Here is a 20,991-nt window from a genome sequence, read left to right on the forward strand (position 1 = left end):
TGCATTAGGCTAAAAGTTAAATAGTATTTCTCATGAAGTAATAGAAACTTTTTTGCCTAATGCCTACGGCTTACAGACTAAAGCATGTTAATGCAATTTTATTTTGCATTAATACTTACTTACATTGAATTATATACTAGGCGGCAAAAGCAATACGAAAACTGACTTTTTCATTAATTTTCTAATATTGTTTTTTCGAGCGCTGTCAGTTTGGGAAATAAAATATTGTTTTCTAAATGTACATGTTGCGTCAAATCACTATCTAATTCTTCTAATTTGGATAGCATTACAATATGCGAATTACAGGCGTCTTCAGGAGGAGTATAATTATTGGTAATTTCTCGTAGTCTGAACAATAACTCTCCAGCTTCTTCGTGCTCGCTATTCATCATACTGATTGGATTTTTGACCGTCCGAAAAAATGGAGGAGATACATGGGCATGCTCCTCAGAGGCAGTTACGAGTGACTTGCCATAAGGAAATATTACATTTTCCTCTTTAGGCAAATGCGATAATAAATCTTCTTCAAGAATCTTGTAAACTGTAGCTAATTCTGTCAGATAAGCATATTTATCCTTATGTTTGGTATAGACTTTTTCTACAAAATATCTGATTTCGGGTAAGTTTTTATACAAAAATTGATGATGTACATTGTAGATATAATCAATCAAAAAATCTAGTTTTAAGTTATTAAAATCTAAAGACTTGTCTCCTGTTTTAGATAGTAACTCTATTTCCTCCCAAATTTCTGCTGGATTTTGCTTCTTCTTCTTACATTCTTCAGTAAAGCTCTTATTGCCCCCGCAACAAAAATCAATATTTAGCTTTCTAAATACACTTGCTGCTTTGGGGTTATGGGCTACTATTTCGCCTACAGTTTTAGTATCAAAATTTATCGTTTCCATAAAGTATTTGAGTTAAAATTTTCTACAAAAATAAAAGACTTTTTTATCTTCTATTATGACTAATATCAAAATAAGAACTCATAAAAGTCAGAATTTATCTTATGAGGTCTATATAGATTTGCATAATAAAAGACTTTTATATCTTTTATTTAATCTTAATTACTTACCGAATGAAGACATCATTATTAACTATCGCAATTGTGACTTTGACGCTCTGGGGATGCGGTGGCGCCAGTCAACGTGCCGAAAAACCCGAAACCAGTGATTCGGTACTTCAACAGCAAGAAGAAGTCCATGGTACAGAAGTAAAAGAAATAGCTCTGACTAACCCGCTAAGTCAGCCAATGGTAGACGAAGGTCAAAAAATCTATGATATGAAGTGCTCTTCGTGTCATAGACTAACTGACGAGCGTTTGGTTGGCCCAGGCTGGTTGGGTGTTACCAAAAGACGTAAGCCTACTTGGATTATCAATATGATTACCAATGTAGACATGATGTTAGAGAAAGATACCGAGGCTCAAAAGCTGTTAGAGCAATGTTTGGTACGTATGCCTAACCAAAATATAACAGAAAAAGATGCAAGAAGTATATTGGAATTGATGCGTAAAAATGATGGCGAAAAATAAAAACATTTTTAATATGAACCTAAAGTCTATTATAGGAGGAGTTGCAGTAGGTATTATTGCAGTTGCTCAAATCAGTTGTAAACCCAACAACAAAGGAGGTGCCAGTGGCAGTTCTGAACTAGCAGGCGACGCAGCTCAAAAAGTATATGTGGCGCCAGGCACACACGATGAGTTTTATAATATTGTTTCGGGAGGTTTTAATGGACAAATTTCTATTATAGGGCTTCCTTCAGGACGTACACTTAGGATTATTCCTGTATTTGCGCAAAGCCCAGAAAACGGTTATGGTTTTAGTGAAGAAACCAAACCTATGCTTAATACCTCACATGGATTTGTACCTTGGGACGACTCGCACCATATTGCCCTATCCACTACCAACAGTATTCACGACGGTCGTTGGGCATTTATTAATGGCAATAATACTCCAAGAATAGCCCGAATCAGTCTAAAAACGTTTAGAACAGAAGAAATCATAGAATTGCCTAACTCTGGAGGTAATCACTCTTCGCCATTTATTACCGCCAATACCGAATATGCTGTTGCAGGTACTCGTTTTTCGGTACCACCCGACGACAAGGCTGATGTACCAATTAGTTCTTTCAAGAAAAACTTCAAGGGTTATATCAGTTTTGTAAGTATTGATAAAAATACAGGTCGCATGGGCATCAAGTTTCAGCTCAAAACACCTGGTGTAAGCTTCGACTTGGCACGTGCTGGGAAAGGTAAATCGGCAGATTGGTTTTTCTTTTCTACCTATAATACTGAGCAAGCCAACTCACTTTTGGAGGTAAATGCTTCACAAAAAGACAAAGATTTTATTCTGGCGGTCAATTGGAAAAAAGCTGAACAATACCTAGCACAAGGAAAAGGGAAAAAAGAAGCTGCCAAATATGCACATAATGTGTATAGCGACAAAGTACATTCGGCAACATCAACCATTATGACAGAAGTAATGACGCTTGACCCCAAAGAATGTCCAGATATGCTTTATTTTATACCATGTCCTAAGTCGCCACATGGTTGTGATGTAGACCCAACAGGACAATACATTGTTGGATCGGGCAAATTGGCTGCGGTAATTCCTGTTTTTTCATTTGATAAAATGCAAAAAGCCATTGCAGCAAAGACTTTTGATGGAAACTTTGACGGAATCCCTGTACTCAAATACGATGCAGTGTTGCACGGAGAAGTACAAAAGCCAGGATTAGGACCGCTTCACACGGAATTTGATGGAAAAGGCAATGCCATTACCTCGTTTTTTGTATCGTCTGAACTTGTTCGTTGGAATATCGAAAAGCTAGAAGTTATCGACCGTGTACCAACTTATTATTCTGTTGGACACTTGAGTATTCCTGGAGGACCAACAGCCAAACCTTGGGGTAAATATGTAGTAGCTTATAACAAAATCACAAAAGACCGTTATTTGCCAACAGGCCCTGAATTAGCGCAATCGGCTCAGTTATATGACATATCGGGAGATAAAATGAAGTTATTACTCGACTTCCCAACCACAGGAGAGCCACACTATGCCGAATCTATACCTGCTAGTTTGATTGAGAAAAACTCAACTAAAATTTTCAAAATAGAAGAAAATGCACACCCGTATGCTGCCAAAGGCGAAAAAGAAGCTAAAGTAGTACGCAAAGGTAATGAGGTACACGTGTACATGACTGCCATTCGTTCGCACTTTACTCCTGACAATATCGAAGGTATAAAAATGGGAGATGTAGTGTATTTCCATGTAACCAACCTTGAACAAGATTGGGATGTGCCACATGGCTTTGCTATCAGAGGAGCACTCAATGCTGAGCTATTGATTATGCCTGGCGAAACCCAAACCCTCAAATGGATTCCTACCAAAGTAGGTGTAACCCCAATGTATTGTACTGATTTTTGTTCGGCATTGCACCAAGAAATGCAAGGATACGTAAGAGTCTCTCCCGCAGGAAGTAACGTGCCATTAACATGGGGTACTGGCAAAAATCCTGTTGCTGAGGCCGAACAAAAAGTAGCTAAAAAATAGCAAGCGCCAATTCACTTTGTAAAATAACTAGTCTATGAGCTGTAATAGGCTCATAGACTTCAAAATCATCAAAAAATGAAGCCACTTAGTAAAATCTCTCAAGTTCTTATAGCTCTAGGTGCGCTTGGGTTAATAGCCACCTATTTTACTCCCTTATGGCGCATTGACTTATGGGCACCACAATATCCAGAAGGGCTATCTATGCAAATTTGGCTAAATAAACTTTCAGGACAAGTTGATATTATCAATGGTCTGAATCACTACATTGGTATGGCACATATCAAGGAAGATATGTTTCCTGAGTTCAAAATTTTACCTTATTGTGTTGGTTTCTATATTGTTGCGGGGCTTGTAACAGCTATTTCAAAAAGTAAAAAAATGTTACTGAGCTTTTTTATTCTTGTTGTTCTTGGAGGCGTTTTGGCACTGTATGACTATTGGAAATGGGGTTACGCATATGGACATAATCTTAGTCCAGATGCTGCCATAAAAGTTCCTGGTATGTCTTATCAGCCTCCTATGTTGGGCTACAAAGAACTCCTCAACTTTGGCGCTTACTCTATTCCTGATATAGGCGGTTGGTTTTTTATACTACTTGGTTTAATCTGTGTTGGTACTACTGTTTATGAATTCAAATACAATCGCTAAAATGAAATTTTCTATCGTAATCCTACTTTGTATTGGAATAGCCATGTCGGCATGTACAACCCAAACAGAGCCTATCTATTATGGAAAAGATAACTGTGGTTTGTGTAAAATGACTATTATGGATTCCAAATATGCTACCGAATTAGTAACTCCTAAAGGTAAGGTCTTTAAGTTTGATGATTTAAGATGTATGGTTATTTTCATGAAAACCAACCATACATCTTCTGCCGATTATGCACATCTTGTTGTCAATAATTTTGATAATCCTCAAGAGTTTATCAATGTTACTGAGGGTACTTTTGGACAAGGCACTCTATTCAGAAGTCCCATGAGGGGAGACTTGGCTGCTTTTAAAAGCCCTCAAGATTCTCAAAAATTGAAAGAAAAAGATGCAACTATAAAGTTTTTTTCGTGGACTCAAATCCAAGAAATGTTTAATTAATAGTTCGATATGAAAAAACTAACTGTCATATTCATTTTACTTTCACAACTAACTTTTGCTAAAACGTGGAAAGTAAACAATACTTCGGAGCTATTGAAGAGTGTTGCTCATTCATCAAAAAATGATAGTGTCATTGTCAAAAAAGGAATATATCATATTACAAATCTTATTATTGACAAACCTATTTATTTGATTGGTGGCGAGTCTCAACCACAAAACTACCCCATCTTTGATGCCAACTATAAAGGCGAAATTATTACGGTAAAATCTTCGGGAGTGTATATCGGTAAAATTGAATTTCGGCATGTTGGCGAAACCAGCTCAATCGACTGGGCAGGTATTAAAGTGCTAGAATCCAGCAATGTAACTATTAAAAATAATTATTTTAGAGATTGCTACTTTGGTGTTTATCTATCGGCTTGTACCAAAATTCAAGTGCTTGGCAATACGGTTATTGGGCATCCTAAAGAAGAGCAAACTACAGGCAATGGTATCCATGCCTGGAAATGTGACAGTATTAAGATAGCTAATAATTATGTGCAGGGGCATCGTGATGGTATTTATTTTGAATTTGTGACCAACTCTTTGATTCGCCAAAACTTTACCACTCAAAATATTCGCTATGGTTTACATTTTATGTTCTCACACAACGATACTTACGAACTAAACCAGTTTGTGAATAATGGAGCAGGAGTGGCAGTCATGTACACCAAGCATGTTACTATGCGAAGTAACCTTTTTAAAAATAATTGGGGTGGCGCTGCCTATGGTATTCTCTTGAAAGATATTTCGGATAGTCAAATACAGCACAATCAGTTTATTTCCAACACAGTAGGAATATATCTTGAGGGGTGTAGCCGAACCAATATCATTCAAAATGAATTTTCGAATGATGGTATCGCCATGAGAATTCAGGCTAGCTGCGATGACAATTTGATTCAAAATAACAATTTTATTGCTAATACTTTTGATATAGCAACCAACGGAAACTCTGTATATAATACTATCTTAAAGAACTATTGGGAAAAATATGATGGCTACGACCTCAATCATGATGGCATTGGGGATGTAGCGTATAGACCCGTGAGTTTGTTTTCGACCCTTATCGAAAGGGTTCCTCAAACCATGATGCTATTACGGAGTTTTACGGCTAGTCTTTTGGATAAAATAGAAAAAATTATCCCTAGCCTTACCCCTGAAAACCTAAAAGACGAATCTCCGCTAATGAAGCCTATTCGACTAGTACCATTTAACCCAAAAGCTGTAACCGTCCAAAAATCATAATCCAATGATAAGATTTGAAAATATCAGCAAGACATTCGGAAAACATACCGTTTTACAGAATATAGCTCTCACCTTTGAGCAGGGACAAGCTGTGGCAATTGTCGGTCCAAATGGTTCTGGCAAAACTACACTTATCAAAAGTTTGCTTGGTATGGTTATACCAGATACAGGGTCTATATATGTTGATAATCAGAATATTAAACATGATTTCTCCTATCGCTCCAAAATAGGATATATGCCTCAGATAGGGCATTATCCCCCCAATTTATCTATTCGTCAGCTTATTGAGATGATGACCGATATCAGAAAAGGTATTATAGACAGCAAACAGCTTGATTTTGACATTATTAAAGATTTCGAGCTTGAAAAAATTTATGAAAAAAAATTAGGGACTCTTTCTGGAGGCACCAAACAAAAAGTGAGTGCAGCTTTAGCCTTTTTATTTGATCCACAAATATTAATTCTCGATGAACCTACAGCAGGATTAGACCCCCTTGCTAGTGAAATATTGAAGCAAAAGATATTTAAGGAAAAAAATAAAGGGAAACTAATTCTACTTACTTCTCATATTCTTTCTGACTTAGAAGAGCTATCTAGTCATCTTCTTTATATCCAAGATGGTCAAATACAGTTGTTTAAGCAACTAAGTCAGTTGAAGGAGGAGTATGACGAAACGCGTTTGAGCAAAATTATAGCTCGACTCATGCAAGTAAAATTAAGTCCTAGTCTTCCACAACCTTATTGGGTATAAACAGAAGTGCATAGATAGGAGTAATTTTTCGGGTTTAGTTTTGGTTATCAGGAACTTAACTCAATAATTGAATCAATTGTGTTTTGCATTGTTGCGCTTTAGAACGTAAGCCCAATAAAATATTTATCGCTTTCTGTGGGTAAACTCACAACCCTTTTTAATTTCTGAAATCATGAATAAAGTTATCAAATATGTAATCTATGATATTCTTCGCAACAAGTTTGTGATGAGTTATACGCTGTTGCTGTTATTGGTAAGTTTGGCTTTTTTTGGTTTTGAAGCCGACGCCAACAAGGGCTTATTGAGTTTGCTCAATATCATTTTGATGGTTGTACCTTTAGTAAGTATTATTTTTACAACTATACAATTTTACAACTCTTATGAGTTTTTGGAGCTGTTGTCCGCACAGCCTATAGGGCGCAAAACAATTTTTTTGAGCCAATATTTAGGTATAGGAATATCACTTTGCTTAGCATTTGTTATTGGTGTGGGCTTGCCTACGATTTTATTAGAAGGTACAACCAAAGGACTTACACTAATTTTGTGTGGATTGTTGTTGACGCTAGTTTTTGTTTCGTTGGCATTGTTAGCGTCTGTTTGTACCAAGGACAAAGCAAAGGGTATTGGTATAGCCTTAGCAATATGGTTTTACTTTAGCATTGTTTACGACGGATTTGTACTTACAGCTTTGTTGTCTTTCAGCGATTATCCTTTAGAAAAAGCATCCTTATTTTTTACTACTCTCAATCCATCTGACTTAGCTCGTATTATTATATTGATGAAACTCGATATTTCGGCACTTTTGGGAATGACTGGAGCTATCTTTCAACAATTTTTTAGCTCAATCTTAGGAATATTTATCGCTATTGTACTTTTGATACTGTGGATTATAGTCCCTGCGTGGAGAGCCTTGGCTATTTTCAACAAAAAAGATTTGTGAAATTACTTCAGAAAAATACTCCAAATAACAAAAGGAAGGCATGAACAGGTTTCTACACCAAACGAAAAGTAGAGGTCTGAATTATTTTTTTCAGTAAAAAACACAAACATCATTGAGATAAAACACGTGAGTATAAATGCAATGGCATATTGCTCTTCTAGGTAAATTATGCTTAATCCAGCCGCCAAGATAAGCATACCATAGGCTAGATATTTAGTCTTTTTGATACCTATCAATTGCGGAAAGGTAATTATCGAATCAGTTTCAACATCGCGGATATCAAAAGGGAGAATCAATGCTGTGATAAACAACAAAGTCATCAGAAAAATAGAAAAGCTGAAATAATGAAAAGAAAGCCATCCGTTGACCAAACCCCATACGATACCAACATAAAGCCCTTTTAAAAGTGGAATTTTACGAATAGTAGTACTCAAAAACTGACTATTATACAGTAGTCCTAAAAAAGAGATGGTCATCCATTTATAAAATCGATGGGCATTATGATTATGGAAAATCAGTGAAATGCTAATCAAGGCTATTATACTATTGATAATCAGTATTTTATTAAAGAATGATACTCCTTGATATTTGGTGTAAATATAACCATTAAAGTAAGTTACAAAAATGAGAAAGAAGGTGGGAAATCTAAAACTGCCTTCTTCTAACATAAAAAATGTAGCAAGTAAAGTTCCCATCAAAGCCACATAAAGCTGGCTATCAATAATTATTTTCTTCAGCACTGATATTCAAAATTTTAAATTTATTCTATTGATTAGAATAAAGCCGCTATATTTTGTTTAAACGGCTCTATAAAATAGCAATGCAAATAGAATAAATAACCTTGAATTTTGTATCAAAAAGCGCAAATAACTAGCTTTAATTATATTATTGGGGCAATAAAATAATTTTATCTGCTTTAAGGTTTAGGCTTTATGCCATAGACTAAAAGTGAAATCTGTTTCTCATGAAATAATAGACGCTTTTTTGCCTAATGCTTACAGCCTAAAGTTGAATAACTATTGTATATAATAGCAAAAGGTTCTTCTACAATATTTAACTAGAACAAATCTTTAAAAACACGCTCAGACGCGTGATAACCGCACATACCATGTACACCACCACCTGGAGGGGTTGATGATGAGCAGATATATAAACCTTTGGTCGAGGTACGATAAGGTGAACTTTTTAGTGCTGGTCTAGTAAAGAGCTGTCTCCAATCAATGATTCCTCCGTTGATGTCGCCACCAATATAATTGGGGTTATAAGATTCTAATTGTTCTGTATTGAAGGTATGTCTTGCCAAAATACGTTCTCTGAAGCCTGGCGCAAAACGCTCAATTTGTTTTTCGATAGCTTCTGTCATATCTTGTTTTGAGCCATTTGGCACGTGGCAGTATCCCCACAAAGCTTGCTTTCCTTCAGGTGCTCGACTGGTGTCGTAAACACCCTGTTGCGCTAATAAAACAAAGGGCTTTTCTTGGTGTTCACCACGAGCGGTTCGTGCTTCCGAATGAGCGATTTCAGCAAAGGTATTGCCGATGTGTACCGTACCTGCTTTATGTGTTTTCTCATCCGTAAACGGTACTTGTCCGTCAATAGCCCAATCTACCTTAAATACCCCCATTCCGTACCGATACTTTTCGAGTTGCCATTTATAAATATTTGAAAAGGTATGTCCTGCTATTTGTAGCAGCTGACGAGGCGTAACATCAAAAATAATAGCTTTTGCTGAAGGCAATTGTGCTAATGATTTTACATGAAAGTCTGTTTGAACTGTCCCTCCATTACTCAAAAAGCAAGAAGCTAGGGCATTGGCAATTGCCTGTGAGCCACCTTGTGGAATGGCCCAATTCACTTTATGTGCTGCTGCCAATAAGACCAACCCAATAGCAGAAGTTGTTAGGTTTTCGAGAGGCTGAATGGCGTGCGCTGCCATTCCTGCCCAAAGTGCTTTTGCTTCATTAGTTTCAAATCTTTTGGATAAAAGATTTGCCGACCAAAGTGCTTTGAGTCCAAACTGACTATATTTAATAGGGTTTTTTGGAAAATGAAATGGTGCAAGTATGTCTGGTAAAATAGCCTCCCAATCTTGAACAAGAGGTGCTATCAAACGTAGATAATTGTTACGGTCTACTCCTAATCTTGCGGCTGTTTCCTGAATATCTTTGGTCAAAATAACTGATTTCCCATTGTCCAATGGGTGTGCCGCTGCTACGGTCGGCTCTATAAACTGGAGCCCGTATCTATTTAATGATAAGGTATTGAAAAAAGGCGAAGCTATTCCTAAAGGGTGTATAGCCGAGCAAATATCATGTTTAAAGCCTGGCAAAGTTAACTCTGCCGTTCGTAAACCTCCCCCCAATATTGATTTGGACTCTATCAATAAAACTGATAAACCTTTTATTTGAAGATTTATAGCCGCCGCTAATCCATTGGGTCCCGAACCTATTACAATTACATCAAAATCTGTCGTCATACTGTATTTTATTAGTGTACAATGAGTTGCACTGATTTATGATATTGGATTTTGGAGATAGGTTAAACAAATCTGTAATCAAATATCACAAAATCTGGTATAGTAACTCCACTAGGCTCTTAAATTTTCAGGTTTTAATAAAACTCTACCATCTTTTTTGATTTGCCAAGCAGTGATTGGGTTGAGGTGATAACCTCCCATTTCAGAACCTCTGGCTTCTACCAATTGTTGGAAAGTAGGTTGTGTATAACCCGTTTCGTCGGTTACACGACTCATAATTTCGGTTTCTTCACCATTCCACTTCCATAAATATCTAAATCTGACGTGTGCTTTATCAAGAACGGGCTCCTGAATATTGGCTACCTGCCAAGTTTTTCCAGCGTTGGTGCTTACTTCTACCTTGAGTACTTTTCCTCTTCCCGACCATGCTAAGCCCTTGATTTCAATCCATCCTTTTTCGATGGATTGAGGAAAAGAAGGAAACGTAATAATCGATCGAGCATCAATATCAAAACTAAACATTCTGATTTTGCCATCTTTGATTGCTTCGGTATATTTAGATGTTTCTTCACGTGTCATGAATGGCTCGTCAGAAAGCTCGATTCTACGAAGCCATTTTACACTGGTGTTACCTTCCCAGCCCGGCAAAAATAATCTAAAAGGAAACCCTTGCTCTGGGCGAACAGGCTCGCCATTTTGTCCATAAGCTATAATCGCATCTTCCCAACCCTTGGCAACAGGAATACTACGCGTCATGACGGCTGAGTCGCCCCCTTCGGCTAAAAACCACTTGGCTGAAGGCTTTACGCCAACTTCTCTAAACAAAGTAGCTAATTTGACACCCGTCCATTCGCTTTGGCTGGTCAAACCTGCTATTTCTTGTGGCGTCATGGTTTCTTTTCCTGTTCGAAAGTTGCCTGAGCATTCTAAAAAAGCAATTCTAGAAACGGATGGAAAGCGCTTTAAATCAGCCAAAGAGAACTTTAAGGGTTTTTCTACGAGTCCATGAATAATCAATTCATGTTTTTGCGGGTCAATCAATGGAACGCCACCATGATGGCGTTCAAAATGTAAATCTGAGGGTGTTATAAAACCATAAAAGTCTTGCAATGGTGAACGAGAGGATATATCTGAAGGCTTTTTGACGGACTTTACAAAAGGAGAACGAGTACCGATTTCACCTGCTAATGTTCCTGTAACCTTAGTTGGGTCTTCGTCGGTAAGTCCTTTTTGTATAGTTTGCCCGTTGGCAGATTGAGTTATTGCTACTGCCGTTGTCACCATTCCGCCTAATAGTTTTCGTCGTGAAACGGTCATGGGGAAAGTTTGAGAAATCTCTATAATTTTATCTTGTTCTTGCATAAATATACTTTCGTTTTGCCCACAATAACTGTTATTGAGTTTCATTATCTAATGATAGAACCACCCGTTCGGTCATCGGGGACAAAAGCTTTGTGATTAGGCATTTCGATTTTAGGGAGTGTTTGGGCATCAATAATTTTCTTTTCATCGATAATACCATTGGCATGCAATAAATACGCAGTCAAATGATATACCTCTTGATTACTCAGCGAACCGGGTTGATTAAAAGGCATTGCTCGACGGACATAGTCGAATACGGTGGTGGCAAAAGGCCAATAATTACCGATTGTTTTTTCCTTTTTCTTGATTTTAGTGTCATTTGTGGTAACTAATACTCCTCCTACTCCACCTGTTCCTCCGATACCATGGCAGGCCACACACTTAGCTTCGAATATCTTTTTACCTTCTGTTGCTATTCCTTTTCCTTGGGGTAAACCCTTGCCACTAGGGCTTACATCTATATCTATTTTATCGATTTCCGCCTGTGTGACCGCACGTCCAAATCCATACAGTGTTGTGTCAGCATGAATTTGCTTAGCTTGAGAAATTGGTTTTCCCCAAGTTGGGAAAAAATAGATAAAGCAGGTATTAATCAATAGCCCGAAGTATAAATAGAGCGCTTTCATTCTGAGTTTTTTCGAGTTGCAGGTTATTTTGTCCCAAAAAAATGGAATTGTTTATCCACTAAAGGGTAATATTTTTCTTGGCGTTTCAATAGAACCGATAAAGAATCACCTGATTCATTGATACCATTCAAAATCAAATCCTTACTTGGAGTTTCTTGATAGTGAAAAATCAGCTTTTGGGAAGTATTTGCTCGGTTTTTCAGTACAATTTTATGAGATAGTGAATCTATTTCATAGCCGTAATAAAGCCTTCCTACATTGCCATAATATTCGGTAGTTCTTACTTTGTTATCTGTATTGAGTCTGGTTTGATTGGCAACTTTTATGCTAAACGTATTGAATTTTTCGAAAACTACATTTTGCCAGCGTAGCGTATCATAGGGGTTATAGGGTAATGTTTTATGATTGATTTGAAAATTTGCCACATCATAGAACCCTGCTAATGACTTTACTCCATCAGTCAAGGGCAGTTTAAAAGTCTTCTCGGCAGCATATACTCGACCATATTCAAAACCTCGATATACCAAGAATATCAAAATAAAGCCCCATTTTAAGGTTAGTCTAGCCCTTTGTTGCCAAGGTTTATAGAATTGTGGCGCTTGAAAGTTGGGCACAACGGATGCTTTATGTAAAATCAATATTTCCCAAAATGCTTTTATATCTTTTACCAAAAGTAAAACAGCGAGCGTTAAAATATGTAAACTTGTCACTTCGACCCCAGCATCATAACCGATGTTGACAAACCAGATAGGCAAAAGAATCGCTATCATCATCAATGTGCCCAAAGTAGTGGTACGGCGAAACAGAATAAGGACTGTTGCCACTAATTCGAATACTCCTGCAAAAACCTCGAAGAAAGGTGATACTCCCGTTGTGAGCCAGTATAATTTCCCTGGGGTAAATTCCCCCAAGTTGGTATTGAGTTGACTTATCGTTGGAAATGGCATTTGTACAGGAAAAACCTTTGCAATGGCAAACCACGACATACGAAGCGCCAATCCGTAGCGCACAATCACAAAGAACCAATAGGTCAATTGTGAATAATCTTTACGTTTTTTGTCGAGTAGATGCCACAGTGCGCCAACCAAAATGCTCAGAAGTAGGGTTGTAAGCCATCCAACATAGTTTTTACCACTGGCATTGTCAAAAAACCAAGGGTTGTTTTGACTTACCACATCAATGATTCTAAAGGGATGTGTTTTTGTCTGAAAACTTTCTCCGTAATCTTTTAAGTAAAAACTAGGATAAAAAGGAATACTGGTAATAATGGCAAAAAATAGAAACCCACGAAGTAGAATTGCTTCATAGGGCTTCTGGAAAGTAATGTTTTCTTTTTCTAATGACATCATGAATGATTTTAGTATTAAGGTTGTAGAGGAAATAACCTTATCGCTTATTTATCGTATTTGCCAGCTTCCAGAGTACTTCTTGTGAGGGCATATTTTTTCACAAAACGGTCTAAAACAACCTCGACAGAGTCTTTATTTTCATCGATTCCAGAAAGGACTACACGATTTCCATTATCAAGAATTGTGTATTTCAGAATCATCTTGTTGCGCTCTACAGGTTTACTTTCTGCTTTGATACCTTTGGTACGACGTGCTGAGCGTGCTATAGCTTCTATTTTGGTATCTTCTTTACCAATTACTTCGCGTGATTCTTTAGGAATCCAGTTATCTTCTGTATTTTCTTTTTTCTTATTTTTCAAAGCCACAGATTTACCTTCATTTCGATTTCCTGAGAACTCACGGTTTTCAGCATTTCTCGAACCACGGTTTTTATCTTGTAAATACAGAATATTACGAACAGTATCAGCTTCATAATAAAATACACGCTGTCCACCAGCAACACCCGTAAGCTCAAAAGTTCGATTGATATCACGCATAGGTGCACCACCACCATTTGATAAATCTAACTCAACAGGCTTGTTGACTTTGAAGGTAAGCGTTGTCCATTTTTCGAAAGTCGCTTGTTGCCAACGAGTTGTATCAGCAGGGCTATATGGTAATATCTGACCATTGATTTTGTATTCTGTCACATGATAATTACCACGCAAACCTGCAATACCTTTTTGCGCAGGCTGTTTGTAAGGGTCATACAAAAAGTTGATAATAGCCAAATAGGTAAATACGGGCAAAAACAAAATCAGTGTCAAGCTTTTGAGACTAATACGAGCGATACGTTGCCATGCTTTATCAAATGTTGGGTAATATTTGTAAGGAATAGTCAAACGCTCTTGAATCAAGAGTTTATATAAATCAGGGATGTAATCCACCAAGATAAAAGCAGAAAATAAAACAAAGTAGGAACTGTAAACATGTACCCCACCATCGTAAGCAAAGTTTACATAAACGATATCTGCCAATGCTCCAAACAATAAGACTGCTCCCCAAAAAGTAGTGGCTCTAAAAAATAGTAATGCTCCTGCCAATACCTCGACTACTCCCGTGAATACTTCATACCAAGGTACAATTCCGATAGATAACCAATAGATTTTTTGTAAAGTCAAATCGCCAAAATTGGTATTCAGTAAGCCCCACGAAGGATAAGGTAATTGAGTGGGTGTAAGTTTGGTAAAACCAAAACCAATAATGCCGATTCCTGCACGGTAGCGAACAATCACTTTAAGCCAGTAATACCAAAGTTTATAGTTTTTAGGTTCCTTTTTAGTGAAAATAACAATGGCTGTCCATATTCCTGCTGCAACCAGAGAAACAATAAAGGTAATTACCCAAACTGCATAGCCATTGAGCGAAGAGCCAAAAATTTTATTACCAAAAAAGTTTAGTCCTGACCCAAAACGAGCAATGTCATATATATCACGATAGTGCAAATGCAACCAATCAAATGACAAAATCTCCTGATACCAATCTAGGTTATTGGGAAAAGTCATCGCAATAAAAAAAATAAACGATACACGGAAGGCAAATTTTTGTCCCGCACTCCAAGTCAGGTTTTTGAAGTAATTAGCCTTGTTTATCTCTGTACTTTCTAAAGATTCCGATGTTGGAATTTGCTCTTCAAGGGATGAATTAATATTTGTATAAGCCATTTTTTCTGAGTTAAAAGATTGATGATTTGTGGAGAAAACTACAATTTCAACACACTTCTACGTCCTACTTTTTTAGCCTCGTGAATCAAATATTTTTTATTCAACTTTTCGAGTACTGCATATACCGAATCTTGGTGGGAATCTACCCCAGACAATATCACTATAGAGTCATTAAGAGCCTGATAATGAATTGTTAGTGCATCATTTTTATAATTAACATTACGGTTTGTCAGGCGTAATATGTTTGAGCTTGGGTCTTTTTGATAGCTATAAAAATGACGACCTTGAGTACCTGCCAGCTCATAAATACGCTGAGCATCATCTTTGAAAATCTCTTCTGTTGGTAAATTTTCGATATTTACCTCTCGATTTGATTTAATACTGATGGTGTTCCATTTTTCGAAAATAATATCTTGCCAACGTACTGAGTCCGTTTTTGAATATGGAATTTCTTGGTTGTTGAGCTTGAATGTTTTTACGTTGTAAACACCCGTCAATTGACTCAAACCAGCTTGGCTTGGGAAGTGATATCCACCTCCCGAAGCACCAGCCTTGGTTTTATAACCATAGAAAACCACAAAAACAATGATATATAAACCCTTTAGTGTTAGACGGTATAGTTGTTTTTTCTCTCTAAACTCTGGTTGAAAGTGATTTTGATCAACAGGCTGTTCAAGTGAAACCAGCTTGAACAAACGAATCGTATCGAAGGCAAACAAATAGAGTCCCAAGCTGATTAGATAAAAAGCATATACATATTCGCCCCCCTCGTAAGCAATATTCGAAATCGCTACGTTACCCGCAAAAGGTAAAATGATTAAAGTGCCAATTGTTGTTGTTTTACGGTGTAATAGCAATAATGCTCCTGCCAGTTCTACCAAGCCAAGGAAAGATTGGTAACTCGGTACAACTCCCAAACCAAGCGAAAAGAGTTTCCATGCGGTAAAATCACCATAATTGGTATTGAGATTACTCAAACTTGGTTCGGGTGATTGGATGGTATAAATCTTCAAAAACGAATAAGCAATGAGTCCTAGTGCTAATCTGTATCTCACAAAAACTCTTATCCAATAATACCATTTGTCATAATCAATATTTTTAGGTAATATTTTGTCCCAAAAAATTGTGCCTACTAAAGCCAAAATGGCAACAATAATCCAGTTGAGAAATGACTGCTCTCCCAAAAAATCTGGCGCATATCTAGACAAATAGAAAATGTCACGGTACTGAAGAGTTAGCCAGTTGGTATCAATTATATATTTAAAAAAAGATAAATCGATAGGTAGTATTTGGATAAAGAAATACAGCCCAAAAAACTTAAATAGGTTTTTCTCGCTTTTGCCCCATGAGCTTTGCGATTGAATATCAAAAGTTCCCATTGTGTTTATTTCGTTTAGCGTTTAATAACCTGTATTTTGAACTAAAGCCTTGTCAATCAACAACTCACCTGCTGGTAATGGCAACAGCAAACGATTATTGTCAGTGACATTAAATACTGTTGCAGCTCGTCCTGTTCTGACGACATCAAACCAACGATGAGGTTCTAGTGCAAACTCTAGACGTCTTTCGTTTTCGATTCCAAGTAAAATTTGCTCTTTCGTTTGTGCTGTTGATGCATCGATACCCGCACGACTTCTGATAGCATTTAAGTCTGCTAATGCCGCCGTAAGCTTATTTTGATTAGCTTCAGCTTCTGCCCTAATCAAATACAATTCTGCGATACGAATCACATAAGTTGGGTCAGCGGCTGGCGTGCGATAATAGAGGTTTCCGTACCAACGATTTTGGTTATCTTTTGCTACTAAAGCACTGCGTCCACCACCTACTTTGGGATCATTGAGCAATGCTACCAAGGCATCATTTGGTGCCCACTGACGTGTGCCTCCATTGGTTTGAGGTTGCCATTGGTTACGATGTGTGTTAGTTTCGTTAGCACTGTAAAATATCTCAAAAACAGATTCTGCTGTACCACGTGCATCATTCGCAAAAAATGCGCTGTACGGTTTTACTAACTGATAAGATGCGTTATCCGAAATCAATTTTGTTGCATATTCTTCAGCTTTATCCCATTCTTTTTGGTACAAATGGTATCTTGCACGAAGCGCCCAAACCGTTTTTCTGGTAGCTCTGTAACGGTTTGTGGTAGCTGATAATAAAGGCTCTGCCGTTGTCAAATCGGCTAAAACTTGAGCATAAGTCTCGGCTTGCGTACTGCGAGCAATACCCCTATTTTCGGTTGGACTTGCAGTTGGTTTGGTAATAAGTGGAACACCTCCCCATGTGCGTGCTAGGTCAAAATAGGCTAATGCTCGAATGAAATAAGCTTCACCCAATATCTGATTTTTTAAATCTGTCGTCAATGCTGGGTCAGTAACCGTTGGAACTTTCGCAATGACATTATTGGCTCGGTTGATAGTTACATAAATAGCGGTCCAAGCCGAGGCAATCGTCGAGTTGTCAGCGTTTACCTTTTTATTGATAAACTCTTGAACTTGTGATTGCGAACCTGTCCATTGAATATTGTCTCCAGACAAGTATCCAATAGATTGAAAGGTCGTGCCATAATAGTTGGTACTAGCTAAAGCTGAATAAACCCCTCTGATAGCAGTTTCAGAGGATGTTTTATCATAAATTGTTTGTGCATCAGAAATGGATTCTAATGGTTTTACATCTAAATAGTTTTGGCAAGATGTTAATAAACCAATTAATCCTATCGATATAGTATATTTTATGAGCTTCATGTTTTTCATTTTCTTAAAAATCTGGTAAAAAACTAAGTAAGAAACACGTCTAGAATGTTAGGTTAATACCCACTTGAAAGCTTCTTGGTTGTGGTGGAGTACCTAGATCAATGCCTTGCGCATTTTGGTCGCTACTTGCGCTCGATTCAGGATCTAGACCTGTGTAGTTGGTCAACAACCAAAGGTTTGTACCATTTACAAATACTTTAGCTGCTTCAGCACCTATTCTTTTGGCGATTGCTTTAGGCAAATGATAGCCAATATTGAGCGAACGGAGACGTATAAACGAACCATCTTCCAACCATCTACTTCCACCATCACGATAGTTGTTTACATTGATTCCGTCAGGACGAGGTACATCGGTAATATCACCAGGTTTTTGCCATCTTGCTAGGTTGCTGGCAAAAATAATTCTTGCGGCATCTCTTGCGCCGCCTCCTTCTCCAAAGAATTTGTTATGGTTATAAATTTTGTTACCGTATTGGTACGCAAAAAATGCCGATATCTCAAAGCCTTTGTAAGTTACAGTGTTGGTTAACCCTCCAAAGAATTTTGGCCAAATACTACCAACTAGTTGACGGTCATCTGTGGTGATTTTACCATCCTTATTGACGTCTTCATAAACAACATTTCCTGTTTCTGGATCAACATACAATTGTTTGTACACCCAGAATGAGTAAAGAGGATTTCCTTCTTTTTGTAAAATCAAATCACGACTACCATATCTTAGTGGCGTTGCGAGTTTTTCGATTTTATTGATATTTTGAGCTATGTTAAAGCTTGTTGTCCATACCAAACCACCTTTATTGATATTGGTAGAGGTAATGTTTAACTCAAAACCTTTGTTACTGATTTCGGCGGCATTGCTCCAATAATTTGCAAAACCCGTTGTGCTTGGCAAAGCCAATTGTAATAATCCATCACGAGTATATTTTGAATAAACATTGAATTCAACGCCCAAACGACCAGCCAAGAACGAAGCATCGACACCAATATTTACTTGGTTGGTTTTCTCCCAACGTAAATCTGGGTTAGCTAATTGTTGTGGAGCTGTACCAGCACCTCCTTGATAAGAGGCGCCACCTGTCCACAAACCTTGTGCGGCAAAGTTGCCAATACCGTTTTGGTTACCTACGATACCATAGCTAGCTTTGAGTTTTAAATCCGTTACTAAATCTACATTTTTTAAAAACTCTTCTTGTTTCAAACGCCAAGCTGCACCTACTGATGGAAAATAACCCCACTTGCGGTCTGCACCAAATCTTGAAGAACCATCCGCTCTTAAACTTGCATTGAATAGATATTTTCCATTGATATTGTAATCCGCTTTTGCAAAAAATGAAGCAAGATTGCTTTTACTCCAGTTTTGTGTACTCGTTGTTGTTGCGGCTGACGATATAATTTTGAAAGAGTTATTCGCAAAACCTCTACCTTCTGCATAAGTACGATTGAGTTGGTCGCTTTGTAAGGTATTTCCGACTACAAAACCAAAACTGTGCCCATTATCGAATCTCTTACGATAGGTCAAAGTTTGTTCGTTCAATAAGGTCGTGTATTGTGTAATAGAAGAAGTAGCCAAACCGCCTTGTGCACCTAAGAGTAAAAACGTATTCCAGTATTCGGATTCGTTGTAGTTGTTGTAATCAGCACCCCAGCTTGATCGTAGTTTAAGGTTAGGGAGTAATTCTGCTTCGAAGTAAAGATTTCCTATATATCGTAAACTGGTTGAGTTAACATCGTAATTTTGGAGTAATAAAGTCAGGTTGTCGAAACCTGCTCTTCCGACCAAAACGCCATTTTCATAAGGTGACAAATACGTTGGTGTGTGCAGTGCTGCTTGTAACAAACCTCCTTGAGGACCGTCACCTGCACGAGCTTGATTTCGATAAGTTCTAGTAAATAAATTGTTTACGCCAATCGTAAGTTTATCGCTTACTCGTTGGTCTAAGTTTACTTTAAAGCTAGCTCTTGTGAAGTTAATAGGTTTTAAGATTGCTTCTTGAGAGGTAAAACCACCACCAATATAATACTTTGTACTTTTGGTACCACCAGTCAAGGCAATATCATAGTTTTGTAAAGTAGCAGTTCTAAAAGCCTCACTCAATCTGTCATAAGTTTGTTGTTCTTCTGGCAAACCACGACCGCCTTCTGACACTGGTCTAAATGGACGGTTCGCAAAAGTTCTGTTGAGTGATGGCGTATCTTTACCTGTATTTACCCACCATTCGTTCACTAATTGTGCATGTTGCGGACCTGTCGTTAAATCCCATAGTTTGGCAGCTTTCGCCTGACCATAACTTGCACTAAAATTGATTTGAGGTGCTTGCTCATAATTTCCACGCTTTGTTGTAATCAAGACCACTCCATTCGCTCCTCTCGAACCGTAAAGCGCTGTAGCTTCTGCATCTTTCAGCACTTCGATACTCTGAATATCATTAGGATTAATATCGGCAATCGGCGAGGTCGATTTTCCTCCAGTACTAATCGACTGCAAGCTATTACTATTGATAAATACACCATCAACCACATATAAAGGGTCATTGTCAGCATTGATTGACGTCGCTCCACGTACGCGAACATTCACGCTTTCACCTGGCACACCAGTTGGTGATGAAATTTGTACCCCTGAAACTTTTCCTTGTAATTGTGCATCGATACTTCCAACAGGAATAGAGTTCACCTCATTTGGATTTATTTTAGAAACCGACCCAATCAAGTTCTTACGTTCCTGTGTACCGTATCCAACCACTACAACTTCATTTAATTCTTTTGAGCTACTGCGAAGCTCAACGGTTATGGTTGATTTGGATGCAACAAACTGTTTTGATTCATACCCTATGTAATTGATAATCAAAATATAAGGTAATTTTTGACCTGTACGAAAGTAAAATTCTCCATTTGAATCGGTGATGACTCCATGCGTTGTCCCTTTAATACTGATTGAAGCTCCAATGAGTGGTTCTTTCGTTTTTTCATCAATAACAGTTCCTGATAAGGTTGAATTAATGGTTGCATCTGTTTTTTGTGCATAGACTCCAACGGAGACAAACAAAATACAGATGATTGTCTGTAAAATGAGCTTTTTTTTCATTTAATTTGTGTTGGTTAATTTAAA

The 20,991-nt window shown here is 37.6% G+C and carries 17 protein-coding genes; 7 read left to right on the forward strand and 10 right to left on the reverse strand.

The genetic code is table 11. The features are described from left to right. Positions 1-173: 173 nt before the first annotated feature. Positions 174-905, reverse strand: a complete 732-nt coding sequence (gene ric / locus QM491_RS13740; RefSeq protein WP_283328059.1) for an iron-sulfur cluster repair di-iron protein — start codon at positions 903-905, stop codon at positions 174-176. A 170-nt stretch (positions 906-1,075) separates the two neighbouring features. Here ric and QM491_RS13745 point away from each other — a divergent pair, with 170 nt between their 5' ends. From QM491_RS13745 to QM491_RS13775, 7 genes are all read left to right on the forward strand, one after another. After that, on the forward strand, positions 1,076-1,531 hold the full coding sequence (locus QM491_RS13745) for a c-type cytochrome (RefSeq protein WP_283328060.1): 456 nt from the start codon (positions 1,076-1,078) through the stop codon (positions 1,529-1,531). Positions 1,532-1,544: 13 nt separating this feature from the next. Next, positions 1,545-3,554 (forward strand): Sec-dependent nitrous-oxide reductase, encoded by a 2,010-nt coding sequence (nosZ, locus tag QM491_RS13750; RefSeq protein ID WP_283328061.1) that lies wholly within the window; start codon positions 1,545-1,547, stop codon positions 3,552-3,554. 75 nt (positions 3,555-3,629) lie between these two features. Continuing rightward, positions 3,630-4,202, forward strand: coding sequence for a hypothetical protein (locus QM491_RS13755; protein ID WP_283328062.1), 573 nt, complete (start codon positions 3,630-3,632; stop codon positions 4,200-4,202). Between the two features lies 1 nt (position 4,203). Continuing rightward, complete coding sequence (locus QM491_RS13760) at positions 4,204-4,644, forward strand: nitrous oxide reductase accessory protein NosL (RefSeq protein ID WP_283328063.1); 441 nt, start codon at positions 4,204-4,206, stop codon at positions 4,642-4,644. Positions 4,645-4,653: 9 nt separating this feature from the next. Beyond that, positions 4,654-5,928 (forward strand): nitrous oxide reductase family maturation protein NosD, encoded by a 1,275-nt coding sequence (gene nosD / locus QM491_RS13765; RefSeq protein ID WP_283328064.1) that lies wholly within the window; start codon positions 4,654-4,656, stop codon positions 5,926-5,928. A gap of 4 nt (positions 5,929-5,932) precedes the next feature. Beyond that, complete coding sequence (locus tag QM491_RS13770) at positions 5,933-6,679, forward strand: ABC transporter ATP-binding protein (RefSeq protein WP_166580162.1); 747 nt, start codon at positions 5,933-5,935, stop codon at positions 6,677-6,679. Positions 6,680-6,851: 172 nt separating this feature from the next. Further along, positions 6,852-7,619, forward strand: coding sequence for an ABC transporter permease subunit (locus QM491_RS13775; protein WP_166580163.1), 768 nt, complete (start codon positions 6,852-6,854; stop codon positions 7,617-7,619). Between the two features lie 2 nt (positions 7,620-7,621). On the opposite strand, the gene QM491_RS13780 is transcribed toward QM491_RS13775, so the two are convergent. From QM491_RS13780 to QM491_RS13820, 9 genes are all read right to left on the reverse strand, one after another. Next, positions 7,622-8,359 carry a UbiA prenyltransferase family protein gene (locus QM491_RS13780; protein WP_283328065.1) on the reverse strand — a complete coding sequence of 246 codons (738 nt, stop codon included), beginning with the start codon at positions 8,357-8,359 and terminating at the stop codon, positions 7,622-7,624. A gap of 317 nt (positions 8,360-8,676) precedes the next feature. Next, the gene (locus QM491_RS13785; protein ID WP_283328066.1) at positions 8,677-10,095 is read right to left on the reverse strand and encodes a phytoene desaturase family protein; all 1,419 of its coding nucleotides are present in this window, start codon (positions 10,093-10,095) and stop codon (positions 8,677-8,679) included. Between the two features lie 111 nt (positions 10,096-10,206). Next, complete coding sequence (gene soxC / locus QM491_RS13790; RefSeq protein WP_283328067.1) at positions 10,207-11,457, reverse strand: sulfite dehydrogenase; 1,251 nt, start codon at positions 11,455-11,457, stop codon at positions 10,207-10,209. Between the two features lie 44 nt (positions 11,458-11,501). Next, on the reverse strand, positions 11,502-12,083 hold the full coding sequence (locus tag QM491_RS13795) for a c-type cytochrome (RefSeq protein ID WP_283328068.1): 582 nt from the start codon (positions 12,081-12,083) through the stop codon (positions 11,502-11,504). A 23-nt stretch (positions 12,084-12,106) separates the two neighbouring features. Then, a complete protein-coding gene (locus tag QM491_RS13800; protein WP_283328069.1) occupies positions 12,107-13,432 on the reverse strand; it encodes a hypothetical protein in 1,326 nt (441 codons plus the stop codon). A gap of 44 nt (positions 13,433-13,476) precedes the next feature. Next, on the reverse strand, positions 13,477-15,135 hold the full coding sequence (locus QM491_RS13805) for a hypothetical protein (protein WP_283328070.1): 1,659 nt from the start codon (positions 15,133-15,135) through the stop codon (positions 13,477-13,479). 38 nt (positions 15,136-15,173) lie between these two features. Further along, a complete protein-coding gene (locus QM491_RS13810) occupies positions 15,174-16,514 on the reverse strand; it encodes a DoxX family protein (protein ID WP_283328071.1) in 1,341 nt (446 codons plus the stop codon). A 21-nt stretch (positions 16,515-16,535) separates the two neighbouring features. Continuing rightward, positions 16,536-17,876: a RagB/SusD family nutrient uptake outer membrane protein gene (locus QM491_RS13815; protein WP_374761259.1), complete on the reverse strand. Its 1,341-nt coding sequence runs from the start codon at positions 17,874-17,876 to the stop codon at positions 16,536-16,538. A gap of 49 nt (positions 17,877-17,925) precedes the next feature. After that, the gene (locus QM491_RS13820) at positions 17,926-20,967 is read right to left on the reverse strand and encodes a SusC/RagA family TonB-linked outer membrane protein (protein WP_283328073.1); all 3,042 of its coding nucleotides are present in this window, start codon (positions 20,965-20,967) and stop codon (positions 17,926-17,928) included. Between the last annotated feature and the right edge of the window lie 24 nt (positions 20,968-20,991).

Origin of the sequence: Flectobacillus longus (genome assembly GCF_030056705.1) — a bacterium.
GTDB lineage: Bacteria > Bacteroidota > Bacteroidia > Cytophagales > Spirosomataceae > Flectobacillus > Flectobacillus longus.